Origin of the sequence: Achromobacter insuavis (assembly GCF_902859645.1) — a bacterium.
GTDB lineage: Bacteria > Pseudomonadota > Gammaproteobacteria > Burkholderiales > Burkholderiaceae_B > Achromobacter > Achromobacter insuavis.
On sequence record NZ_CADIJR010000001.1, the window covers coordinates 367,361 to 390,414 of the forward strand.

The 23,054-nt window shown below is 65.9% G+C and carries 23 protein-coding genes; 20 read left to right on the forward strand and 3 right to left on the reverse strand.

Going from position 1 to position 23,054, the window contains the following annotated elements:
• Positions 1–63: 63 nt before the first annotated feature.
• The 4 genes from H0523_RS01660 (at position 64) to H0523_RS01675 (ending at position 4,503) form a co-directional block, all read left to right on the forward strand.
• On the forward strand, positions 64–1,863 hold the full coding sequence (locus H0523_RS01660) for a gamma-glutamyltransferase family protein (RefSeq protein ID WP_054429661.1): 1,800 nt from the start codon (positions 64–66) through the stop codon (positions 1,861–1,863).
• Positions 1,864–1,939: 76 nt separating this feature from the next.
• On the forward strand, positions 1,940–2,914 hold the full coding sequence (locus H0523_RS01665; RefSeq protein WP_054429660.1) for a diacylglycerol/lipid kinase family protein: 975 nt from the start codon (positions 1,940–1,942) through the stop codon (positions 2,912–2,914).
• The gene (locus H0523_RS01670; RefSeq protein ID WP_054429659.1) at positions 2,911–3,705 is read left to right on the forward strand and encodes a metallophosphoesterase family protein; all 795 of its coding nucleotides are present in this window, start codon (positions 2,911–2,913) and stop codon (positions 3,703–3,705) included. The genes H0523_RS01665 and H0523_RS01670 overlap by 4 nt, the downstream gene beginning before the upstream one ends.
• A gap of 30 nt (positions 3,706–3,735) precedes the next feature.
• On the forward strand, positions 3,736–4,503 hold the full coding sequence (locus tag H0523_RS01675) for a phosphatase PAP2 family protein (protein ID WP_054429658.1): 768 nt from the start codon (positions 3,736–3,738) through the stop codon (positions 4,501–4,503).
• Here H0523_RS01675 and H0523_RS01680 read toward each other — a convergent pair.
• From H0523_RS01680 to H0523_RS01690, 3 genes are read right to left on the reverse strand one after another with little or no spacing between them, the layout of a single operon-like run.
• The gene (locus H0523_RS01680) at positions 4,474–4,908 is read right to left on the reverse strand and encodes an NAD(P)-binding domain-containing protein (protein ID WP_054429657.1); all 435 of its coding nucleotides are present in this window, start codon (positions 4,906–4,908) and stop codon (positions 4,474–4,476) included. The two genes, H0523_RS01675 and H0523_RS01680, sit on opposite strands and share 30 nt — an antisense overlap.
• Positions 4,905–5,351, reverse strand: a complete 447-nt coding sequence (locus tag H0523_RS01685; RefSeq protein ID WP_054429656.1) for a PaaI family thioesterase — start codon at positions 5,349–5,351, stop codon at positions 4,905–4,907. Before H0523_RS01685 ends, H0523_RS01680 begins: the two co-directional genes overlap by 4 nt.
• Complete coding sequence (locus H0523_RS01690) at positions 5,348–5,962, reverse strand: TetR/AcrR family transcriptional regulator (RefSeq protein WP_054429655.1); 615 nt, start codon at positions 5,960–5,962, stop codon at positions 5,348–5,350. The genes H0523_RS01685 and H0523_RS01690 overlap by 4 nt, the downstream gene beginning before the upstream one ends.
• Before the next feature lie 441 nt (positions 5,963–6,403).
• Between H0523_RS01690 and H0523_RS01695 the strand changes: the two genes are divergently transcribed.
• From H0523_RS01695 to H0523_RS01770, 16 genes are all read left to right on the forward strand, one after another.
• The gene (locus H0523_RS01695) at positions 6,404–7,567 is read left to right on the forward strand and encodes a porin (RefSeq protein ID WP_054429654.1); all 1,164 of its coding nucleotides are present in this window, start codon (positions 6,404–6,406) and stop codon (positions 7,565–7,567) included.
• Between the two features lie 325 nt (positions 7,568–7,892).
• Positions 7,893–8,252, forward strand: coding sequence for an NADH-quinone oxidoreductase subunit A (locus tag H0523_RS01700; protein WP_006217959.1), 360 nt, complete (start codon positions 7,893–7,895; stop codon positions 8,250–8,252).
• 42 nt (positions 8,253–8,294) lie between these two features.
• Entirely contained in the window at positions 8,295–8,771 is a 477-nt protein-coding gene (locus tag H0523_RS01705) for a NuoB/complex I 20 kDa subunit family protein (RefSeq protein ID WP_006217960.1), read from the forward strand.
• An 82-nt stretch (positions 8,772–8,853) separates the two neighbouring features.
• Positions 8,854–9,480, forward strand: coding sequence for an NADH-quinone oxidoreductase subunit C (locus H0523_RS01710; RefSeq protein ID WP_049072038.1), 627 nt, complete (start codon positions 8,854–8,856; stop codon positions 9,478–9,480).
• 3 nt (positions 9,481–9,483) lie between these two features.
• Positions 9,484–10,740 (forward strand): NADH-quinone oxidoreductase subunit D, encoded by a 1,257-nt coding sequence (locus tag H0523_RS01715; RefSeq protein WP_054429653.1) that lies wholly within the window; start codon positions 9,484–9,486, stop codon positions 10,738–10,740.
• A 49-nt stretch (positions 10,741–10,789) separates the two neighbouring features.
• Complete coding sequence (gene nuoE / locus H0523_RS01720) at positions 10,790–11,284, forward strand: NADH-quinone oxidoreductase subunit NuoE (RefSeq protein ID WP_006393404.1); 495 nt, start codon at positions 10,790–10,792, stop codon at positions 11,282–11,284.
• Entirely contained in the window at positions 11,281–12,648 is a 1,368-nt protein-coding gene (nuoF, locus tag H0523_RS01725) for an NADH-quinone oxidoreductase subunit NuoF (protein ID WP_054429652.1), read from the forward strand. Before nuoE ends, nuoF begins: the two co-directional genes overlap by 4 nt.
• Before the next feature lie 15 nt (positions 12,649–12,663).
• On the forward strand, positions 12,664–14,991 hold the full coding sequence (gene nuoG / locus H0523_RS01730; RefSeq protein ID WP_054429651.1) for an NADH-quinone oxidoreductase subunit NuoG: 2,328 nt from the start codon (positions 12,664–12,666) through the stop codon (positions 14,989–14,991).
• Positions 14,991–16,064 (forward strand): NADH-quinone oxidoreductase subunit NuoH, encoded by a 1,074-nt coding sequence (nuoH, locus tag H0523_RS01735; protein ID WP_054429650.1) that lies wholly within the window; start codon positions 14,991–14,993, stop codon positions 16,062–16,064. The genes nuoG and nuoH overlap by 1 nt, the downstream gene beginning before the upstream one ends.
• 21 nt (positions 16,065–16,085) lie before the next feature.
• The gene (gene nuoI / locus H0523_RS01740; protein ID WP_006389216.1) at positions 16,086–16,574 is read left to right on the forward strand and encodes an NADH-quinone oxidoreductase subunit NuoI; all 489 of its coding nucleotides are present in this window, start codon (positions 16,086–16,088) and stop codon (positions 16,572–16,574) included.
• 17 nt (positions 16,575–16,591) lie between these two features.
• A complete protein-coding gene (locus H0523_RS01745) occupies positions 16,592–17,233 on the forward strand; it encodes an NADH-quinone oxidoreductase subunit J (protein ID WP_054429649.1) in 642 nt (213 codons plus the stop codon).
• Positions 17,230–17,538, forward strand: a complete 309-nt coding sequence (nuoK, locus tag H0523_RS01750) for an NADH-quinone oxidoreductase subunit NuoK (protein ID WP_006217969.1) — start codon at positions 17,230–17,232, stop codon at positions 17,536–17,538. The genes H0523_RS01745 and nuoK overlap by 4 nt, the downstream gene beginning before the upstream one ends.
• A 17-nt stretch (positions 17,539–17,555) precedes the next feature.
• On the forward strand, positions 17,556–19,598 hold the full coding sequence (gene nuoL / locus H0523_RS01755) for an NADH-quinone oxidoreductase subunit L (protein ID WP_006393410.1): 2,043 nt from the start codon (positions 17,556–17,558) through the stop codon (positions 19,596–19,598).
• A complete protein-coding gene (locus H0523_RS01760; RefSeq protein ID WP_054429648.1) occupies positions 19,595–21,097 on the forward strand; it encodes an NADH-quinone oxidoreductase subunit M in 1,503 nt (500 codons plus the stop codon). Before nuoL ends, H0523_RS01760 begins: the two co-directional genes overlap by 4 nt.
• 9 nt (positions 21,098–21,106) lie before the next feature.
• Positions 21,107–22,591: an NADH-quinone oxidoreductase subunit NuoN gene (gene nuoN, locus H0523_RS01765; protein ID WP_054429647.1), complete on the forward strand. Its 1,485-nt coding sequence runs from the start codon at positions 21,107–21,109 to the stop codon at positions 22,589–22,591.
• A gap of 12 nt (positions 22,592–22,603) precedes the next feature.
• Entirely contained in the window at positions 22,604–22,933 is a 330-nt protein-coding gene (locus tag H0523_RS01770; protein ID WP_006393413.1) for a DUF2818 family protein, read from the forward strand.
• The last annotated feature ends 121 nt before the right edge of the window (positions 22,934–23,054 follow it).

Here is a 23,054-nt window from a genome sequence, read left to right on the forward strand (position 1 = left end):
GGGTCCCGTTTTTACTTATCTTGCGGCCACCGGCCTGCGCGCCGTCCGCAACAGGATCGCACCATGTTTACGACTCGCCCGGAAATCCTCGGCACCTTCGGTGTCGTGACCTCCACCCATTGGCTGGCCAGCTCGGCCGGCATGTCGCTGCTGGAGCGCGGCGGCAACGCATTCGACGCCTGTGTCGCCTCGGCCTTCGTGCTGCAGGTGGTCGAGCCCCACCTGGTCGGCCCGGCCGGCGAAGTGCCGGCGGTGTTCTACTCGGCCCGCACCGGCCGCGTCGAAGTGCTGTGTGGCCAGGGCACCACCCCGGCGGCCGCCACGCTCGAGCGCTACCGCGCCGAAGGCCTCAAGCTGATTCCCGGCAACGGCCTGCTGGCCACCGTCATTCCCGGCGCCTTCGACGCCTGGATGCAATTGCTGCGCGACCACGGCACGATGCGCGTGCGCGACGTGCTGGAACCCGCCATCTACTACGCCGAGCACGGCCACGCGCTGATGCCGCGCATCTCCAACACCATCGCCGGCCTGAAGGACTTCTTCCAGGCCCACTGGCCCACCACCGCGCAGGTCTACCTGCCTGGCGGCAACGTGCCCGAGGCCCGCAAGCTGTTCCGCAACCCGGCGCTGGCCGCCACCTGGACCCGCGTGCTGCAGGCCGCCGAACAGGCCGGCGGCGACCGCGAGCGCCAGATCGAGGCGGCCCGCGACGCCTTCTACCGCGGCTTCGTCGCCGAGGCGATCGACAAGTTCGCGCGCGGCAACGAGGTCATGGACGAAAGCGGCGAACGCCATCGCGGCGTGATCACCGCCGACGACCTGGCCGGCTGGTCCGCCAGCTACGACCAGCCCGCCACCTATGACTACCACGGCTATACCGTGGCCAAGGCGGGCGCCTGGAGCCAGGGGCCGGTGTTCCTGCAGACCCTGGCGCTGCTCAAGGACATGGACCTGGCCGGCGTCGGCCCGACCAGCGCCGAGTTCGTGCACCGCGTCACCGAGGCCATGAAGCTGGCCTTCGCCGACCGCGAGGCCTACTACGGCGATCCCGCCTTCGTCGACGTGCCGCTGGCCCAGCTGCTGTCCGACGAGTACAACGACGCGCGCCGCGCCCTCATCGGCGAACAGGCCTCGCAGGACCTGCGGCCCGGCCAGATCCCCGGTTTCGAGGCGCAGGTGGCGCGGGTGATGGACACGCTGCAGCGCCTGTCCAAGGTCTCGGCCCCCGGCAGCGCGACCAACGAGCCGACGATGGCCGACATGCGCGCCTCGGTCAAGCGCGGCGACACCACCCACGTCGACGTCATCGACCGCTGGGGCAACATGATCTCGGCCACGCCGTCGGGCGGCTGGTTCCAGTCCTCGCCGGTGATCCCGGAACTGGGTTTCGGCCTGAACACCCGCGCCCAGATGTTCTGGCTGGAAGAGGGCCTGCCGGGCACGCTGGCGCCGGGCAAGCGTCCGCGCACCACGCTGACGCCATCGCTGGCGCTGCGCGAGGGCCGGCCCTACCTGGCGTTCGGCACGCCGGGCGGCGACCAGCAGGAGCAATGGCAGCTGCTGTTCTTCCTGCGTCACGCGCACCATGGCCTGAACCTGCAGGAAGCCATCGACCTGCCGATGTCGCACACCATGCACTTCCCCTCGTCGTTCTACCCGCGCGACCGCAAGCCGGGCCATCTGGCGGTGGAGAGCGGCTTCGGCGCCGAGACCATCGCCGCCCTGCGCGCCCGCGGCCACCAGATCGAGGAGGTGCCGCAATGGTCGGTCGGCCGCCTGACCGCGGCCTCGCGCGACGCCGACGGCCTGCTGCACGCGGCCGCCACGCCGCGCCTGATGCAGGCTTACGCGGTCGGCCGGTGAGCCGCGTGCCGGCGCGCCCGCGAGGCGCGCGCCGGCACGGTTGCGACGATTTGCCGGCATGGGCTATCTTTTGCCCATGACGCCTATCCAGCAGAGCCCGGCGACAGGGGCTCGTCCCCTGACGGGACACGAACCTCTCTTCATCGTCCTGAACACCGGCTCCGGGCGCGGCGACGCGCAAGCGCTGCAGGACATCATCCGCCGCGTGCTCGACGAAGCGGGCCGGCGCTACCAGTTGATGCCGGTCGACGACCCGTCGCGCCTGACCGCCACCGCCCGCGACGCCGTGGCGCAGGCGCGCCAGGCGGACGGCATCGTGGTCGCCGCGGGCGGCGACGGCACCCTCAACGCCGTCGCCAGCCAGGTGCTGGGGCAGGGCGTGCCCTTCGGCATCCTGCCGCAAGGCACCTTCAATTACTTCGGCCGCCGCTACGGCATTTCGCAGGACACCGAAGCGGCGCTGCGCGGCCTGCTCGGCGGCGAGCTGCGGCCGGTGCAGGTCGGCCTGCTCAACGGCCGCCTGTTCCTGGTGAACGCCAGCCTCGGCCTGTATCCCCAGTTGCTGGAAGATCGCGAAGCCTACAAGCAGCGCTTCGGCCGCAGCCGCCTGGTGGCGTTGTGGTCCGGACTGGTGACCCTGCTGCGCGCGCCGCGCCAGCTCGGCCTGCGCCTGGAATACGAAGGCCGGGTGCGCGACCTGCGCGCGCCGACGCTGGTGGTGGGCAACAACCGCCTGCAGCTGGAACACATCGGCATCGACCCGACCGAACTGGACCGCAACCGCCTGGTGGCCATGGCGACCCGGCCGGTCGGCACGCTGGCGCTGTATGGCCTGTTGCTGCGCGGGCTGTTCAGCCGCCTGGGCGATGCCGAACACGTCGTCAATTTTGCTTTTGACCGCCTGGCGGTGTCCATCCGCGGACGCCGCCGGGTCAAGGTCGCCATGGATGGAGAGATTTCCTGGATGGATGCCCCGCTGGAATTCAAGGTGTCCGAAACGCCGCTGCCGTTGGTCGTGCCGGTCGATGCGCCGGACGGAGCGCGCCCATGACCCGCATCCTGCAATTCTCCGACACGCATTTCGGCACCGAGCGCAAGCCGGTGGTCGAGGCCGCCCTGGACCTGGCCCGCGCGCTGGCGCCGGACTTGGTGGTGATCAGCGGCGACATCACCCAGCGCGCCCGGCGCGGCCAGTTCGCCGCCGCCCGCAAGTTCATCGAGCGCTTGTCGCTGCCCGTGCTGGCGGTGCCGGGCAACCACGACATCCCCCTGTTCAATCTTTTCGCGCGCGCGCTCAATCCCTACGGCAACTACAAGCGCGCGCTCGGCGCCGTGCTGGAGCCGATCTACGAGACGCCGGGCCTGCTGGCCATCGGCGTCAACACCACGCGGCCCCGGCGGCGCAAGGACGGCGAGATTTCCGACGCGCAGATCGCGCGGGTGGCGCAGCGCCTGCGCCAGGCCAGGCCGGGCCAGTTGCGCGTGGTGGTGGCGCACCATCCGGTGCGCGCCAAGGTGGAATCCGACCGCTTCAACCTGCTGATCGGCCGCGAACGGGCGCTGTCGGCCTGGGGCCAGGCCGGCGTCGACCTGATCCTGGGCGGCCACATCCACCTGCCCTATGTCCTGCCCGCCAGCGCCAATCCGGCGGTGGCGGCCGGCTGGGTGGTGCAGGCCGGCACCACGTGCTCGCGCCGGGTGCGCGGCAACATTCCCAATTCGGTCAACGTGATCACCTGCGAAGCGGACGGCGATACGCGGGTCTGCCATGTCGAGCGGTGGGACTATGCCGCCGCCACCCACGCCTTCGCGCCGGTCGACAAGACCCTGGTCGCCGGCTAGCGGTGACGGGGCCATCATGAAGGGGGCGCGATGATCGATGCCGATGCGGCCTGGGTGGCCTCCCATGCGTTGCTCCTGTTCACGCTGCTGCCGCTGGGCGCCGCCGCCATCGCGGTGGCGCTGACGCGCGCCTATGCGCAGGCCGCGCCGGCCCTGCGCATGGCCGGCTGGATCGGGGCGGTGGCCCTGTCGGCCGCGGCGTTCCTGGCGCTGGCCGCGGCGGTGACCCGTCCCGGCGTGGTGGTCGAGTTCGACAGCGCCCTGGCGGGCGCCCTCAGCATGTCGCTGGGGGATTCCGTGCTGTGGCTGCTGTCGTGGTTCACCACGCTCGGCGACCGGATGTTCCTCACGGTCCTCGCCGTCCTGGCGACCGCCGCGCTGCTGTGGCGGCGGCAGTGGCGGCTGGCGGCGTTCTATGCGGTGGCCACCGCTGGTGGCGGCCTGCTCAACCGGATGCTCAAGCTGGGTTTCGAGCGCGTGCGGCCCGAGCATGACCATGGATTCGCCACCGCGCTGGGCTGGAGCTTTCCGAGCGGCCATGCCTCGGCCGCCATGGCGGTGTACGGCGGGGCCTGCTACCTGGCCTGGCGCCTGGCGCCGGTTTCCTGGCGGCTGCCCGGCGTGGCGCTGGCGGCGGGGCTGGTGATGGCGATCGGCCTGAGCCGCGTGCTGCTGCAGGTGCACTTCGCCAGCGACGTGGCGGCCGGCTTCGCCATCACCTTCGTCTGGCTGTCGCTATGCGTGGCGGCCACTGAAGGCCTGGCGCGTTCAGCGCGGCGCGATCAAGGCGTTCAATAGCCGCGCGCCCGGCTCGCCCGCGCCCGCCGGCCGCAGCGGCGCGCAGGCATAACGGCCGCCGGCGCTGGCGATGGCCTGGTCCAGGCGCCGCGCGCGCTCGGGCGGCGGCGGCTCCAGATCCACGATCAGCTTGCCGGCCACCGGCGCGCTGACCTCGCCATCGCTGAACCGTTCCAGCGTGCGGTCGATCTCGCGCTCGCGCGGCAGGGCCAGCACGATGGTGTCGGACTCCGCCAGCGCCTCGCGCGCCGAGGTCGCCAGCGTGGCGCTGCCGCGAAAGTCCTCGCAACGGTCCGGATCGATGTCGTAAACGGTCAGGGCGATATCGGGTTCGGCCGCCAGCAGGCGGCGCGCCGCCTGGGTGCCGGTGTGGCCCATCCCGACGATGCTGATGCGCAGGCTCATGATTTGGGTACCGACCAGGTGCTGACGATGTGCGCCAGCGGCTCAGCGGCGCCGGCGGCGGTCAGGATGACCTCGCCGGCGGACAGGCGGCCGACCTTCAGCAACCGGGCGTCGGCGTGGATCGCGCCGGCCGGGCTCTTGCGCAGGAAATTGATGGTCAGGCTGGCGGTTACCGCGTGGGCCTGGCCCGTGGCGCCGACCACCGCGGCGTACATCGCCAGGTCGGCCAGCCCCATCAGCATCGGCCCGGCGACGATGCCGCCGAGCCGCTGATGGCTGTCGCGCGCGGGCAGGACGGCCAGGGCGGTGCCGCGGCCGATCCGCTCCACCTCGATCCCCAACAGCAGGGAAAACGGATGCTGCTCGGCCAGCAGCAGCCGGAAGTCGGCCAGGCTGATCAGCGACGCATCGGCGTCGTCGCGGGGCAGGGGGGAGGGCGTCATCGTTGTTCCAGCGCGAGGCAATAATGATCCAGCAGGACATCGGCCTGCTGGCCCAGGGATTTCAGGCGGCGGGTGTGCAGCAGCAGCAACAGCCCGATCAGATAGGTGAAGACGTTCATCTGCTCGACCTGCGCCGCCTCGGGCGGCCAGGACTTGGTCCGGGCCAGGGCCTGGCCCAGCACGTCGACGCACAGCCGCAGGCGCTGGTTCAGCCGCTCGTCCATGTCGCGGCCCAGGCCGCGCGGCCCCAGCCCCTGGAACAGATACAGCCCCAGCGAGAAATCGGTTGGACGCTCGGCGTAGTAGCCGAAGAACGCCTGGATCGCCTGGCGGGCCGCCGCCGCGGGGCTGCCGCCCGACGTGGCGCTCAAGAGGTGGGTGTGCAGGCGCTGCAGCGATTCGTCCAGCAGGGCGCCGTACAGGACTTCCTTGCCCGCGAACCAGGGGTAGATCGCGCCCGTGGTGCAGCCGGCTTCCTTGGCGATGGCGCGCAGCGTGGTCTTTTCCAGGCCGTCGCGCTCGAAGACGCGCTGGGCGGCGTCCAGGATCATCTGGCGGCGCAGGGCGCTCAGGCGTTCATTGCGGTCGGCGCGCTGGGTGGGCGTGGGCATGGGCGGGGATCAGGACCATTGCATTGTTCCGAAATAATATCGGCGGTTTATTTAAATAACAATGTTATCGAAACTGACGGATGCCGGCTTGGCGGGCGTCCCCGGCGGTCGCCGCGAAAATGCGCCCAACCGGCCTGCGGGGAGTGCGGAAGGAGTCTGAAAGAAAGATCGTGGCGATTCGTTGTTTATTGGGGCCAGGGCTGAAAGTCGCGTGAATACGTGGTCGTCGGGAAAATGCAGGGTTAGCCCTAGTGGGATCGGTCTGATGTTGCAATATCCCAACAGGGCTGTCGCAAACCTGCACTTTTCTGGTGTCGACCATAGCCAGCCCCCCTGATTTTTGATGCAATAGCGTCAACTTCCCTTCGCGGAGTTAGGGGGGCGGCAGGCTGGTTTGCTGGATTGCTGCTCTTGTCACTCAAATCAACGGAGATTTCTTAAATGAAAAAGACTCTGCTCGCTGCCGCCCTGCTCGCCGGTTTCGCCGGTGTCGCCCAGGCAGAAACGTCTGTCACCCTGTACGGCATCATCGACACGGGTATCGGCTACAACAAGATCAGCGGTGCTGGCGATGCCAAGAACGGCAGCAAGATCGGCATGATCAACGGCGTCCAGAACGGTTCGCGCTGGGGTCTGCGTGGCTCGGAAGATCTGGGTGACGGCCTGCGCGCTGTTTTCCAACTGGAATCGGGTTTCGACTCGGGTAACGGCAAGTCGGGCCAAAACGGCCGTCTGTTCGGCCGTCAAGCCACCGTCGGTCTGGCCAGCGACGCCTGGGGTCAACTGGACTTCGGTCGCCAAACCAACATCGCGTCGAAGTACTTCGGCTCGATCGATCCGTTCGGCGCCGGCTTCAACGTCGCCAACATCGGTACCGGCATGAGCGCTGCCAACACGCAACGCTACGACAACATGGTCATGTACCAAACCCCGTCGTTCAGCGGCTTCCAGTTCGGCGTTGGCTACTCGTTCAGCGCCGATGACGGCAATGCTGACGGTTCGACCAAGGCTGATCCGGCTCGCGTTGGCTTCAAGACCGCCGACAACGTCCGCGCCATCACGACCGGCCTGCGTTACGTCAACGGCCCCCTGAACGTCGCTCTGTCGTACGACCAGCTGAACGCTTCGCACAACCAAGCCCAAGGCGAAGTCGACGCGACGCCCCGTTCGTACATGATCGGCGGTTCGTATGACTTCGAAGTGGTCAAGCTGGCCCTGGCCTACGCTCGCACCACCGACGGCTGGTTCGCCACGTCCAACCCGGCTGGCGCTTCGGGCTCGATTACCGTTGACGGTACGTCGCGCAAGCTCGGCTTCGGCACCAACCAGTTCGCTGATGGCTTCAAGGCCAACTCGTACCTGCTGGGTCTGTCGGCTCCGATCGGCGGCGCTTCGAGCCTGTTCGGTTCGTGGCAGCGCGTTGACCCGTCGAACAACAAGCTGACTGGCGACGATGCCACGATGAACGTGTTCTCGGCCGGCTACACCTACGACCTGTCCAAGCGTACCAACCTGTACGCCTACGGTTCGTACTCGAAGAACTACGCGTTCAACGACGGCGTCAAGGCGACCGCTGTTGGCGTGGGCCTGCGTCACCGCTTCTAATCGAAAGCAGGGCGTAAGTCCTGCCTAGATTCTTAGTGCATGAGCGGGCTTCGGCCCGCTCATATGAAACCACCCTTCGGGGTGGTTTTTTGTTTGCGGTCAGTCTGTTTTTACGGTAATTCGCGACCGCTGTGCGGGCGTTTTGCCCTGCCGGCGCGACATATCGGCGCGCGTGGCGGTAAGCTTGCGTGTCCCCCCTTGAATACTGCGATTGTTCCACTGGAGAAATGCAGTCTTTCACCCGCTGTTCACGCTACAGAGTTCAGCCGGAAGTAACCGCGCGAATGCTACAATCCTAAGGTTTGCGCATTTGACGGACGCCTGAATGAACCTGCAACAGTATTTCCCCGTCCTGCTGTTTATCGTAGTGGCCACCCTTATCGGGTTCGCGCTTCTGACGGCCGGCTCCCTCCTTGGCCCGCGGCGTCCCTACGCCGAGAAGCTATCCCCCTATGAGTGCGGCTTCGAAGCGTTCGAAGACGCGCGCATGAAGTTTGACGTGCGCTACTACCTGGTGGCGATTCTGTTCATTCTTTTCGACCTGGAAATCGCGTTCCTGTTCCCGTGGGCCATCGCCCAAGGTACGGTCGGGCTCGTCGGCTTCTGGACGGTCATGGTTTTCCTCGCCGTGTTGACCGTCGGCTTCATCTACGAATGGAAAAAGGGCGCGCTGGACTGGGAATAACCCGCCGGGTTATTTCATCACCGCACGCTATCAGAGACGAATATGGCTATAGACGGCATTCTCAAGCAAGGGTTCATCACAACCAGCGCCGACAAGTTCCTTAACTGGGCGAAAACCGGCTCCATGTGGCCCATGACCTTCGGCCTGGCCTGTTGCGCGGTCGAGATGATGCACGCGGGCGCGGCCCGCTACGACCTGGACCAGTTCGGCATCATCTTCCGCCCCAGCCCGCGCCAGTCCGATCTGATGATCGTCGCCGGCACGCTGTGCAACAAGATGGCGCCGGCGCTGCGCAAGGTCTACGACCAGATGCCCGAACCGCGTTGGGTGGTCTCCATGGGCTCCTGTGCCAATGGTGGCGGTTACTACCACTACTCGTATTCCGTGGTGCGCGGCTGCGATCGCATCGTACCGGTAGACGTCTACGTGCCGGGCTGCCCGCCCACGGCCGAGGCGCTGGTCTACGGCTTGCTGCAGATGCAGAACAAGATCCGTCTGACCAACACGATTGCGCGCTGAGTTTGCGCTCCGGTCCGCGGCCGCCGCAAACGCCGCCGCAGGACCCCGCGAAACAGCGTATCGGTTCACCTAAGCGTACAAGATGATGACCAGGCTCGAAACCCTGAAAAACAATTTGCAGACCACCCTCGGCGCGGACATCGCGCTGACCGAGGCGCTGGGCGAGCTGACGCTCGAAGTGCCCGCGGAGCAGTGGTTCTCCGTCTGCAACAAGCTGCGCACCGAAGCCGGCCTGCGCTTCGAAATCTGTATCGACCTCTGTGGCGTCGATTACCTGACCTGGGGCAACGGCACGCGCCAGCTGCCCGAGGAAACCAACGCCAAGGTGCACCGCGCGCGTTTCGCCGTGGTCGCGCACCTGCTGTCGGTCGAGAACAACTGGCGCCTGCGCGTGCGCACCTGGGCGCCGGACGACGAGTTCCCGATGGTCGCGTCGCTGATGGAATGCTGGCCGGCCGTGGGCTGGTTCGAGCGCGAGGCGTTCGACCTGTACGGCATCGTCTTCGAAGGCCACCCGGACCTGCGCCGCATCCTGACCGATTACGGCTTCATCGGCCACCCGTTCCGCAAGGACTTCCCGCTTTCCGGCACCGTCGAAATGCGCTACGACCCGGAACAGAAGCGCGTCATTTACCAGCCCGTCACGATCGACCCGCGCGAGATCACGCCGCGCGTGGTGCGCGAAGACACCTACGGCTTGGGACGTTGAATCATGGCAGAAATCAAGAACTACACGCTCAACTTCGGCCCGCAGCACCCGGCCGCCCACGGCGTGCTGCGCCTGGTGCTCGAGCTGGACGGCGAAGTCATCCAGCGCGCCGACCCGCACATCGGCCTGCTGCACCGCGCCACTGAAAAGCTGGCCGAGCACAAGACCTACATCCAGGCGCTGCCCTACATGGACCGCCTGGACTACGTGTCCATGATGTGCAACGAGCACGCCTACGTCATGGCCATCGAGAAGTTGCTGGGCGTCGAAGCCCCGCTGCGCGCGCAGTACATCCGCGTGATGTTCGACGAGATCACGCGTCTCCTGAACCACCTGATGTCGCTCGGTTCGCACGCGCTGGACGTGGGCGCCATGGCGGTGTTCCTGTACGCCTTCCGTGAGCGCGAAGACCTGATGGACTGCTACGAAGCGGTCTCGGGCGCGCGCATGCACGCGGCCTACTACCGTCCGGGCGGCGTCTACCGCGACCTGCCGGACACCATGCCGCAGTACGGCGACACCAGCAAATACCGCGGCGAGAAGGAAATGCGCGTCATGAACGACGCGCGTTCGGGCTCGCTGCTGGACTTCATCGAAGACTTCACCAACCGCTTCCCCGCGTGCGTCGACGAGTACGAAACCCTGCTCACCGATAACCGCATCTGGAAGCAGCGTCTGGTCGGCATCGGCGTGGTCGATCCCGAACGCGCCAAGGCGCTGGGCTTCACCGGCCCGATGCTGCGCGGCTCGGGCGTGGCCTGGGACCTGCGCAAGATGCAGCCCTACGAAGTCTACGACCTGCTCGATTTCGACATCCCCGTCGGCGTCAACGGCGACTGCTACGACCGCTACCTGGTCCGCATCGCCGAAATGCGCGAGAGCAACCGCATCATCCGCCAGTGCGTGGAATGGCTGCGCAACAACCCGGGCCCGGTCATGATCGAGAACCACAAGATCGCCCCGCCCAAGCGCACCGCCATGAAGACCAACATGGAAGAGCTGATTCACCACTTCAAGCTCTTCACCGAAGGTTTCCACGTGCCTCCGGGCGAAGCGTTCGCCTCGGTGGAACACCCGAAGGGCGAGTTCGGCATCTACCTGGTGTCGGACGGCGCCAACAAGCCGTACCGCCTGAAGATTCGGGCGCCCGGCTTCGTCCACCTGCAATCGCTGGACGAAATGTCGCGCGGTCACATGATCGCCGACGCCGTCACCATCATTGGTACGCAGGACATCGTTTTCGGCGAGATCGATCGCTGATCCGCCCAGAGACAGTCACGAGCACGCCCGCTTAACCCGGATTCAAACTATGCTGCTTTCCGAACAGGCCTACCAGAAAATCGACCGAGAACTCGCCAAGTTCCCGGCCGACCAGCGGCAGTCCGCCATCATGGCCTCTCTTGCGATCGCGCAAGAAGAGAAGGGCTGGTTGGCTACCGACATCATCGAAGATGTGGCCAACTACATCGGCGTTCCGCCCATCGCGGTGCAGGAAGTCGCCACCTTCTACAACATGTTCGACGTCAAGCCCGTCGGCAAGACCAAGATCGCGGTCTGCACCAACCTGCCCTGTGCCTTGCGCGACGGCGAACGTGCCGGCGACTACCTCAAGCGCAAGCTGGGCGTGGACTATCGCGAGACCACCGCCGACGGCCAGTTCACCCTGGTCGAGGGCGAGTGCATGGGCGCCTGCGGCGATTCCCCCGTGCTGATCGTGAACAACAAGCATATGTGCGTGCGCATGACCGAAGAGAAGCTGGACGCGCTGGTCGCGACCCTCAAGGCGCAAGGAGAGTCGGCATGAACGCGCCGGACATCTACAAGCAGTTCGCGCAGGGCCTGGAGCCCAACCCGCTGAACGACCTGTCCAATTCGATGTGCCTGCACGGCCGCCACATCAAGCCGCAGATCATGGCCGACGTCGACGGCGCCAACTGGCGCCTGGCCGACTACGTCAAGCGCGGCGGCTACGAAGCCCTGCGCAAGATCCTCACCACCGGTATGAAGCCGGAAGACGTGATCGCCGAAGTCAAGGCGTCGGGCCTGCGCGGCCGTGGCGGCGCGGGCTTCCCGACCGGCCTGAAGTGGAGCTTCATGCCGCGCGCCTTCCCGGGCCAGAAGTACCTCGTCTGCAACTCGGACGAAGGCGAACCCGGCACGTTCAAGGATCGCGACATCCTGCGCTTCAATCCGCACATCGTGATCGAAGGCATGGCGATTGCCGCCTACGCGATGGGCATCAGCGTCGGCTACAACTACATCCACGGTGAAATCTTCGAAGTCTACGAGCGCTTCGAAGAGGCCCTGGAAGAGGCGCGCGCCGCCGGCTTCCTGGGCGACAAGATCCTGGGTTCGGAATACAACTTCCAGCTGCACGCATTCCACGGCTACGGCGCCTACATCTGTGGCGAGGAAACCGCGCTGCTGGAATCGCTGGAAGGCAAGAAGGGCCAGCCGCGCTTCAAGCCGCCGTTCCCGGCCAGCTTCGGCCTGTACGGCAAGCCCACCACGATCAACAACACCGAAACCTTCGCGGCGGTGCCCTGGATCATCCGCAACAGCGGCCAGGCCTACCTCGAAGTCGGCAAGCCCAACAACGGCGGCACCAAGCTGTTCTCGATCACCGGCGACGTCGAGCGTCCCGGCAACTACGAGATCCCGCTGGGCACCCCGTTCTCGACCCTGCTGGAACTGGCGGGCGGCATGCGCGGCGGCAAGAAGCTCAAGGCCGTGATCCCCGGCGGCTCGAGCGCCCCGGTGCTGCCGGCCGACATCATGATGGAAACCACGATGGACTACGACGCCATCGCCAAGGCGGGTTCCATGTTGGGTTCGGGCGCCGTGATCGTCATGGACGAGACGCGCTGCATGGTCAAGTCGCTGCTGCGCCTGTCGTATTTCTATTTCGAGGAAAGCTGCGGCCAGTGCACGCCGTGCCGCGAAGGCACCGGCTGGCTGTACCGCATGGTGCACCGCATCGAAAACGGCCACGGCCGTCCGGAAGATCTGGACATGCTGGACAACGTGGCGGGCAACATCATGGGCCGCACCATCTGCGCCCTGGGTGACGCCGCCGCCATGCCCGTGCGTGGCTTCCTCAAGCATTTTCGCGACGAATTCGCGCACCACATCGAGCACAAGTCGTGTGTGGTTCCGCAATATCTGTAGGTCTCAGGAACAGCAATGGTTGAACTAACCGTCGACGGCAATACGGTAGAAGTGCCCGAGGGCAGCATGGTGATGCATGCGGCCCAGAAAGTCGGGCTTTACGTGCCGCATTTCTGCTACCACAAGAAACTGTCCATCGCGGCCAACTGCCGCATGTGCCTGGTCGAAGTGGAAAAGGCGCCCAAGGCGCTGCCCGCCTGCGCCACCCCCGTGACGAACGGCATGGTCGTGCACACCTGCTCCGAGAAGGCTCGCGCCGCTCAGAAGTCGGTGATGGAATTCTTGCTCATCAATCACCCGCTCGACTGCCCGATCTGCGATCAGGGCGGCGAATGCCAGCTGCAGGACCTGGCCGTGGGCTACGGCGGCTCTTCCTCGCGTTACCAGGAAGAAAAGCGCGTGGTGTTCCACAAGGACCTGGGCCCGCTGGTTTCCGCCGAGGAAATGAGCCGCTGCATCCACTGCACCCGCTGCGTGCGCTTCGGCCAGGAAATCGCCGGCGTCATGGAACTGGGCATGCTGGGCCGTGGCGAGCACTCCGAGATCACCTCGTTCGTGGGCCGCTCGATCGAGTCCGAGCTCTCGGGCAACATGATCGACATCTGTCCGGTGGGCGCGCTGACCTCCAAGCCCTTCCGCTACAGCGCCCGCACCTGGGAACTGGCCCGTCGCCGTTCGGTCAGCCCGCACGACAGCCTGGGCGCCAACCTGGTGGTCCAGGTCAAGGGCGACCGCGTCATGCGCGTGGTGCCGTTCGAAGACGAAGCCGTCAACGAATGCTGGATCAGCGACCGCGACCGCTTCTCGTACGAAGGCCTGAACAGCGAAGACCGCCTGTCCGCCCCGATGATCAAGGGCGCCGACGGCAAGTGGCAGGAAGCCTCCTGGGCCGACGCCCTGGCCGCCGTGGCCCAAGGCCTGTCGCGCGTGCGTGACAGCTTCGGCGCCGGCCAGATCGGCGCCCTGGCGTCCGAATACGCCACCACCGAGGAATACGCGCTGCTGGGCCGCCTGGTCCGCGCGCTGGGTTCCGAGAACATCGACTTCCGTCTGCGCCAGACCGATGCCGCCTTCGACGCCGCCCTGACCGGCGCGCCGTGGCTGGGCATGCCGATCGCCGAACTCGACAACCTGGACCGCGTCCTGGTGGTCGGCTCGTTCCTGCGCAAGGATCACCCGCTGATGGCCCAGCGCCTGCGCCAGGCCGCCAAGCGCGGCACGCAGATCCTGATGGTCGACAGCGCCGCCGACGATCCCTTGATGCCGGTCGCCGGCCGCCTCACCGTGGCTCCGTCCGAGCTGCCGCGCGCCCTGGCCGAAGTGGCCGTGGCCCTGGCGCAAGCCAAGGAAGCCGCGGTGCCGGCCGAGTTCGCCTCGGTCACCCCGGGCGAGAACGCCAAGATCATCGCCGCCAGCCTGGCGTCGGGTTCCAACACCGCCGTGCTGATGGGCAACCTGGCCGTGGCCAGCGCCCAGGCCTCGACCCTGGCAGCCAACGGCCGCGCCGTGGCCGACCTGGCCGGCGGCAAGTTCGGCTTCCTGACCTCCGGCGGCAACACCGTCGGCGGTTACCTGGCCGGCGCCATCCCGGGCAAGGGCGGCAAGAACGCCGCCGCCATGCTGGCCGAGCCGCTCAAGGCCTACGTGGTGCTGCACGCCGAGCCGCTGCTGGATGCCGACAACGGCCAGCAAGCCATCGCCGCGCTGCGCGGCGCGCAATTCGCCGTGGCCCTGACGCCTTACCGTTCGGCCGCCGCCGAATGGGCCGACGTCATGCTGCCGGTGGCGCCGTTCACCGAAACCTCGGGCACGTTCGTCAACGCCCAGGGCCTGGCCCAGAGCTTCAAGGGCACGGTCGCGCCGTTCGGCCAGACCCGTCCGGCCTGGAAGGTCCTGCGCGTGCTGGGCAACGTCCTGCACCTGGCCGGCTTCGATGACGAAACCTCCGAGTCCGTGCGCGACACCGCGCTGGCCGGTGGCGTCGAAGGCCGCCTGTCCAACGACATCAAGGCGCCGCTGGGCCTGGGCCAGGCCCTGACCGGCCTGGAACGCGTCGCCGACGTGCCGATCTACCGTACCGACGCCATGGTGCGCCGCTCGGAGCCGCTGCAGGCCGCGCCGGCCTCGAAGCTGCCCGCCGCGCGCATGAACGGCAACACGCTGACCAGCCTCGGCCTGACCGCCGGCGTCAAGGTGCGCGTGACGGGCGGGCAGGGCGCTGTCGAGCTCGAAACCGTGCAGGATGACGCCGTGGCCGATCGCGCCGTGCGCATCGCCGCAGCCTTTGAAAATACCGCAGCCCTGGGTGGCGCATTTGGTCAACTCAGCGTGGAGCGTGCCTGATGGAATGGCTCAATGTTCTTGAAAGCCACGGCACGGCATTGCTGGGCCCGACGGTCTGGATGGTCCTCTGGACCCTCATCAAGATCGTGGTCATCGCCGTGCCCATCATCCTGTGCGTCGCCTACCTGACGTACTGGGAGCGCAAGATGATCGGCGCCATGCACGTGCGCATGGGTCCGAACCGCGTCGGTTTCAAGGGGCTGCTGCAGCCGTTCGCCGACGTGTTCAAGCTGCTGACCAAGGAAGTCGTGGTCCCCAGCCAGGCCAACAAGGTGCTGTTCATCGTGGCCCCCGTGGTCACGCTGATGCCGGCGCTGGCCGCCTGGGCGGTGGTGCCGTTCGGCCCGGACGTGGTCCTGGCCAACGTCAACGCCGGCCTGCTGTACATCATGGCCATCACGTCGATCGGCGTGTACGGCGTGATCGTCGCCGGCTGGGCCTCGAACTCGAAGTACGCGTTCCTGGGCGCGCTGCGCGCCTCGGCCCAGATGCTGTCGTATGAACTGGCCATCGGCTTCGTGCTGGTGACGGTGCTGCTGGTGTCCGGCAGCCTGAACATGTCCGAGATCGTGCATGTGCAGAACCGCGGCTGGTTCGCCGACAAGGGCCTGACGTTCCTGTCCTGGAACTGGCTGCCGCTCTTGCCGCTGTTCGTGATCTACGTGATCTCGGCCGTGGCCGAAACCAACCGCCACCCGTTCGACGTGGTGGAAGGCGAATCGGAAATCGTGGCCGGCCACATGGTCGAATACTCGGGCATGGCCTTCGCGCTGTTCTTCCTGGGCGAATACGCCAACATGATCCTGCTGTCGTGCATGGCGTCGATCATGTTCCTGGGCGGCTGGGCTTCGCCGATCGACATCGCGCCGCTGACCTGGATCCCGGGCTGGATCTGGCTCGGTCTCAAGACGTTCGTCGTGGTTTCGTTGTTCGTGTGGTTCCGTGCGTCGTTCCCGCGTTACCGCTACGACCAGATCATGCGTTTGGGTTGGAAGATCTTCATCCCGCTGACCGGCGTTTGGCTGGTCGTTGTGGCGATCTGGATGCAGACGCCCTGGAACATTTGGCGCTAAGCCGCCAGGCAGAGGCAGGATATGGAAGCGATCAAAGATTTCTTCGGCAGCTTGATGCTGGCCGAACTGCTCAAGGGCATGCGCCTGACGGGCAAGTATTTCTTCAAGCGCAAGGTCACCTTGCGCTACCCGCAGGAAAAGACGCCGACCTCGGCGCGTTTCCGCGGCCTGCACGCGCTGCGTCGCTACCCCAACGGGGAAGAGCGCTGCATCGCGTGCAAACTGTGTGAAGCCGTGTGCCCCGCGCTGGCCATCACCATCGAGTCGGACCAGCGTGACGACGGCACCCGCCGCACCACGCGCTACGACATCGACCTGACCAAGTGCATTTTCTGCGGCTTCTGTGAGGAAAGCTGCCCCGTGGACTCGATCGTGGAAACGCACATCCACGAATACCACGGTGAAAAGCGCGGCGACCTGTATTTCACCAAAGACATGCTGCTCGCCGTGGGCGACCGCTACGAAGCCGAAATCGCCCGCCGCCGGGCCGAAGACGCTCCCTACCGTTGAGCCCAGGGTCCTGATCCATGACTTTTACCACTGTCCTGTTTTACATACTGGCCGCCGTGCTGGTGATCGCGGCGTTCCGCGTGATCACCGCGCGCAGCCCGGTCACCGCCGTCCTGCACCTGATCCTGGCGTTCGCCAACGCGGCCATGCTGTGGATGCTGCTGGGCGCCGAGTTCCTCGCGCTGCTGCTGGTGCTGGTGTACGTGGGCGCCGTGATGGTGCTGTTCCTGTTCGTCGTCATGATGCTGGACATCCGCATGGATGCCCTGCGCCAAGGCATGAAGACCTACCTGCCGCTGGGCCTGGTGATCGGCCTGGTGATGGTGCTGGAAATGGCCTTCGTGCTGGGCTCGACCTGGTACGGCTCGGGCCCGCAAGCCCCGGTCGCCGGCGACTACAACAACGCCCGCGCGCTCGGTGAAGCGATGTACACGCACTACATCTACGCCATCGAAGTCGGCGCCGCGCTGCTGCTGGTCGGCATGGTCGCCGCCATCGCGCTGACCCTGCGCCGCCGCCGCGACGTGAAGTACAACGACCCGGTCGCCGCGGTTCGCGTGCGCTCGAAGGACCGTTTCCGCATGGTGAGCATGCCCGCCCAGAGCGAGCGCGCCCAGGCCCAGAACGGTACCGCCGCGCCCCAAGGAGAAAAACAATGACGCTGACGCTGGCCCATTATCTGATCCTGGGGGCGATCCTGTTCGCCATCGGGATCTTCGGCATCTTCCTGAACCGCCGCAACCTGATCATCCTGCTGATGTCCATCGAGCTGGTGCTCCTGGCCGTCAACATGAACTTCGTGGCGTTCTCCAGCTGGTTCGGCGACACCGCCGGCCAGGTGTTCGTGTTCTTCATCCTGACCGTGGCCGCCGCCGAGGCGGCGATCGGTCTGGCCATTCTGGTGCTGCTGTTCCGCAACCTGAACACGATCAACGTTGACGAACTCGATCGCCTGAAGGGCTGACGGGGTATTGGAAGAAAATGTCTAGCTCACCCAATCTCTACCTGCTCATCGCGCTGGCGCCGCTGGCCGGAGCAATCCTCGCGGGCCTTTTCGGCACCGGGTTCCTGGGCCGTCCGATCGGCCGCCGCGCCTCGCACGTCATCACCATCCTGGGCGTGCTCATCTCCGCCATCGGTTCGGTGGTGGTGCTGGGCGACGTGCTCAACGGCCTGCGCTTCGACGGCGCGGTCTACACCTGGAGCCTGATCGGCCAGACCAAGCTGGAAATCGGCTTCCTGATCGATCCGCTGTCGGCCATGATGATGGTCGTGGTGACCTCGGTGTCGCTGATGGTGCACATCTACACCATCGGCTACATGGCCGACGATCCCGGCTACCAGCGCTTCTTCTCGTACATCTCGCTGTTCACGTTCTCCATGCTGATGCTGGTGATGTCGAACAACATGGTGCAGCTGTTCTTCGGCTGGGAAGCGGTGGGCCTGGTCTCGTACCTGCTGATCGGTTTCTGGTACACCCGCCCGACCGCGATCTTCGCCAACATGAAGGCGTTCCTGATCAACCGCGTCGGCGACTTCGGTTTCGTCCTCGGCATCGGCCTGCTGTTCGCCTACGCCGGCACCATGCACTACGGTGAAGTGTTCGCCCAGGCCGACAAGCTGTCCAAGCTGACGCTGCCCGGTTCGGACTGGATGCTGCTGACCGTGGCCTGCATCTGCCTGTTCATCGGCGCCATGGGCAAGTCGGCGCAGGTGCCCCTGCACGCCTGGCTGCCCGACTCGATGGAAGGCCCGACCCCGATCTCCGCGCTGATCCACGCCGCCACCATGGTGACGGCCGGCATCTTCATGGTCGCGCGTTTCTCGCCGCTGTTCGAGCTGTCGGACACCGCGCTGTCGTTCATCATCGTGATCGGCGCCATCGGCGCGCTGTTCCTGGGCATCCTGGGCATCATCCAGAACGATATCAAGCGCGTGGTGGCGTATTCGACGCTGTCGCAGCTGGGCTACATGACCGTCGCGCTGGGCGCCTCGGCCTACTCGGTGGCGATCTTCCACCTGATGACGCACGCGTTCTTCAAGGCGCTGCTGTTCCTGGGCGCGGGCTCGGTCATCATCGGCATGCACCACGACCAGGACATCCGCAACATGGGCGGCCTGCGCAAGTACATGCCCATCACCTGGATCACCTTCCTCTTGGGCACGCTGGCCCTGGTCGGCACGCCGTTCTTCTCGGGTTTCTACTCGAAGGAACACATCATCGAGGCCGCCGGCGCCGCCCACGTCTGGGGCGCCAGCTTCGCCTACTACGCCACGCTGATCGGCGTGTTCGTGACCTCGCTGTACTCGTTCCGCGTGTACTTCCTGGTCTTCCACGGCAAGGAACGCTTCGACACCAGCGACCACGGTCATGGCCACGGCCACGACGCGCATGGCCATGACGACCACGGTCACGACGACCATGGCCACGGCCACCACGGCGGCAAGCCGCACGAGTCGCCCTGGGTCGTGACCCTGCCGCTGATCCTGCTGGCGATCCCGTCGGTGCTGATCGGCGCCTGGGCGGTGGATCCGATGCTGTTCGGCAAGTTCTTCAACGGCGTGATCACGGTGCTGCCGCAGCATCCCGCCATGCACGAGCTGCACGAAGAGTGGCACGGCTGGGTCGCCTTCGGCCTGCACGCCTTCCAGACCCTGCCGTTCTGGCTGGTCGTGGCCGGCGCGGTCATCGCCTGGTACTGCTACCTGATCAACCCGAAGGTCCCGGCCGCGATCAAGTCGAGCCTGTCGGGCGTCAACAAGGTGCTTGAGAACAAGTACTACGTCGACTGGGTCAACGAGCAGATCATCGCCCGCGGCCTGCGCTGCCTGGGCCGTGGCCTGTGGCAGACCGGCGACCGCGGCATCATCGACGGCTTCCTGATCAACGGCAGCGCCCGCGTGGTGGGCTGGGTGTCGGCGATCAGCCGCCACCTGCAGTCCGGCTTCATCTATCACTACGCGTTCGCGATGATCATCGGCATCATGGCGCTGGTGACTTTCTTTGTGCTGATTCCCCAATGATGGCAAGCGAGATGGCATCCAACACTTTCCCCTGGCTCACGCTTGCGATCTTTGTCCCGATCGTATTCGGCCTGCTGGTGCTGGCGGTGGGCCGTGACGACCGTCCCGGTCTGACGCGCGGCCTGTCGCTGGTCGGCTCGATCGCCGGCTTCCTCGTCACGATCCCGCTGTACACCGGGTTCGACTCCAAGACGGCTGCCATGCAGTTCGTCGAGAAGACCTCCTGGATCGAAGCCTTCAACGTCAACTACCACCTGGGCGTCGACGGCATTTCGCTGTGGTTCGTGCTCCTGACCGCGTTCATCACCATCATCGTGGTGCTGGCCGGCTGGGAAGTCATCACCAGCCGCGTGTCCCAGTACATGGCCGCCTTCCTGATCCTGTCGGGTCTGATGGTCGGCGTGTTCTGCGCGCTGGACGGCATGCTGTTCTACGTGTTCTTCGAAGCCACGCTGATCCCGATGTACATCATCATCGGCGTCTGGGGCGGACCGAACCGGGTCTACGCGGCCTTCAAGTTCTTCCTCTACACCCTGATGGGCTCGCTGCTGACGCTGGTCGCGTTCGTCTACCTGTGGCACGCCTCGGGCGGTTCGTTCGACATCCTGACCTGGCAGCAGACCAAGCTGGGCTACACCCCGCAGATCCTGATCTTCGTGGCGCTGCTGGCGGCCTTCGCCGTCAAGGTGCCGATGTGGCCGGTGCACACCTGGCTGCCGGACGCCCACGTCGAGGCGCCCACGGGCGGCTCCATCGTGCTGGCCGCGATCATGCTGAAGCTGGGCGCCTACGGCTTCCTGCGCTTCTCGCTGCCGATCGCGCCCGACGCCTCGCACAGCCTGGCCGGCCTGATGATCACGCTGTCGCTGATCGCCGTGATCTACATCGGCCTGGTCGCGATCGTGCAGGACGACATGAAAAAGCTGGTGGCCTATTCGTCGGTCGCCCACATGGGCTTCGTCACCCTGGGTTTCTTCATCTTCAACACGGCCGGCGTCGAAGGCGCCATCGTGCAGATGATCTCCCACGGCTTCGTCTCGGGCGCCATGTTCATGTGTATCGGCGTGCTCTATGACCGCATGCACTCGCGCCGCATCGCCGACTACGGCGGCGTGGTCAACGTGATGCCGCGCTTCGCCACGTTCTTCATCCTGTTCTCGATGGCCAACAGCGGCCTGCCGGCCACCAGCGGTTTCGTCGGCGAGTTCATGGTGATCATGGGCGCGGTCGAGCACAACTTCTGGATCGGCCTGCTGGCGGCCACCGCGCTGATCCTGGGCGCTTCGTATTCGCTGTGGATGGTCAAGCGCGTGGTCCTGGGCGACATCGCCAACGACCACGTCCGCGAACTGACCGATATCAACCGCCGCGAATTCGTGATTCTTGGCGTGATGGCGATCGCCGTGCTGTACATGGGGATCTATCCCAAGCCCTTCACCGACGTGATGCACGTGTCGGTCGAGGCCCTGCTGCAACACGTTGCCGTCTCGAAACTGTAAGACAAGACAATGATGCAATCCCAAATCGATTTCGCCCTGGCGACACCGGAAATCCTCCTGCTGGTTTTCGGCCTGGCTATCCTGCTCGTCGACGCGGTCAGCAATCACCCCGAGCGCAAGCCGACGTTCCTGCTGACCATGCTTGCGCTGGGCGTGCTGACCGTGGTGTCGGTGCTGCAGTGGAAGAACGGCGTCACGGGTTCGACCTTCAACGGCCTGTACGTCACCGACGAACTGTCGCACCTGCTCAAGATCGCCTCGTACATCGCGGTGGCGGTCACGCTGGTCTACGGCCGCGTCTACGCCCAGCTGCGCGACATGATGCGCGGCGGCGAACTGTACGTGCTGACGCTGTTCGCCCTGCTGGGCCAGATGGTGATGATCTCGTCGGGCAACCTGATCTCGATCTACCTGGGCCTGGAACTGATGTCGCTGGCGCTGTACGCGCTGATCGCGCTGCGTCGCGACAACGTCGTCGCCACCGAAGCCGCCATGAAGTACTTCGTGCTGGGCGCGCTGGCCTCGGGCTTCCTGCTGTACGGCATGTCGATGGTCTACGGCGCCACCGGTCACCTCGACCTGGCTGAAGTCTCCAAGGTCATCGCCGCCGGCAAGGCCGAGAAGCTGGCCCTGGTGTTCGGTATCGTGTTCCTGGTCTCGGGCCTGGCGTTCAAGCTCGGCGCCGTGCCGTTCCACATGTGGGTGCCGGACGTCTACCAGGGTTCGCCGACCGCGGTCACGCTGATCCTGGGCGGCGCGCCCAAGCTGGCGGCCTTCGCCATCACGCTGCGCCTGCTGGTCGACGGCCTGCACGGCCTGGCGGCCGACTGGCAGCCGATGCTGATGATCCTGGCGGTGCTGTCGCTGGCCATCGGCAACCTGACCGCCATCGCGCAGACCAACTTCAAGCGCATGCTGGCCTACTCGACCATCTCGCACATGGGCTTCGTGCTGCTGGGCCTGATGTCGGGCTCGGTGGTCGGCAAGCCGGAACTGGCCTCGTCCGCCTACGGCGCGTCGCTGTTCTACATGCTGACCTACGTGCTGACCACGCTGGCCAGCTTCGGCATCGTGCTGCTGCTGTCGCGCCAGGGTTTCGAGTGCGAGCACATCGATGACCTGAAGGGCCTGAACCGTCGCAGCCCGTGGCATGCCGCCATCGTGCTGCTGCTGATGTTCTCGCTGGCCGGCATCCCGCCGCTGGTGGGCTTCTACGCCAAGCTGGCGGTGCTGCAGGCGCTGGTCAGCGCCGGTCACGTCACGCTGGCCGTGATCGCGGTGCTGTTCTCGCTGATCGGCGCGTTCTACTACCTGCGCGTGGTCAAGGTCGTGTACTTCGACGAGCCGGCGGCCGATGCCGCCCCGATGTCGGCCACCTGCGGCCAGCGCGGCGTGCTGTCGGTCAACGGCCTGCTGATCCTGGTGCTGGGCCTGTTGCCCGGCGGCCTGATGGCCCTGTGCGTGCAGGCCATCCGCAGCTCGCTCAGCCTGTAAGCGGACCGGGCCATGAACCAGACCCTGGCGGTATGGCTCCTGATCGCGCTGGCCCTGGTCAGCGCGAATCTGCCCTTCCTGACGGAACGCGTGTTCGCCGTGCTGCCGTGGAAGCGGGGCGGGGCGGATGCCGTCAAGCCGTTCTGGATGCGCCTGGTCGAAGTGCTGGTGTTCTACCTGATCGTGGGGGCCCTGGGCTTCACGTTCGAGTCCGTGCTGGGCAACCGCTTCGCGCAGACCTGGGAGTTCTACGCCATCACGCTGAGCCTGTACCTGGTGCTGGCTTATCCCGGTTTCGTGTATCGCTATCTGTTCAAGCGGCACCCGCGGCTGCGGACCTGAGCCGGCCGCGCCGAGCAGTACCTTTGAAACGCCCCGCAAGGGGCGTTTTGCTTTGATGCCTCGGTGTCTCCGCTGATTGCCGATTCCGTGGCGAAATATCGTCAAATCACGGCATTTCCGC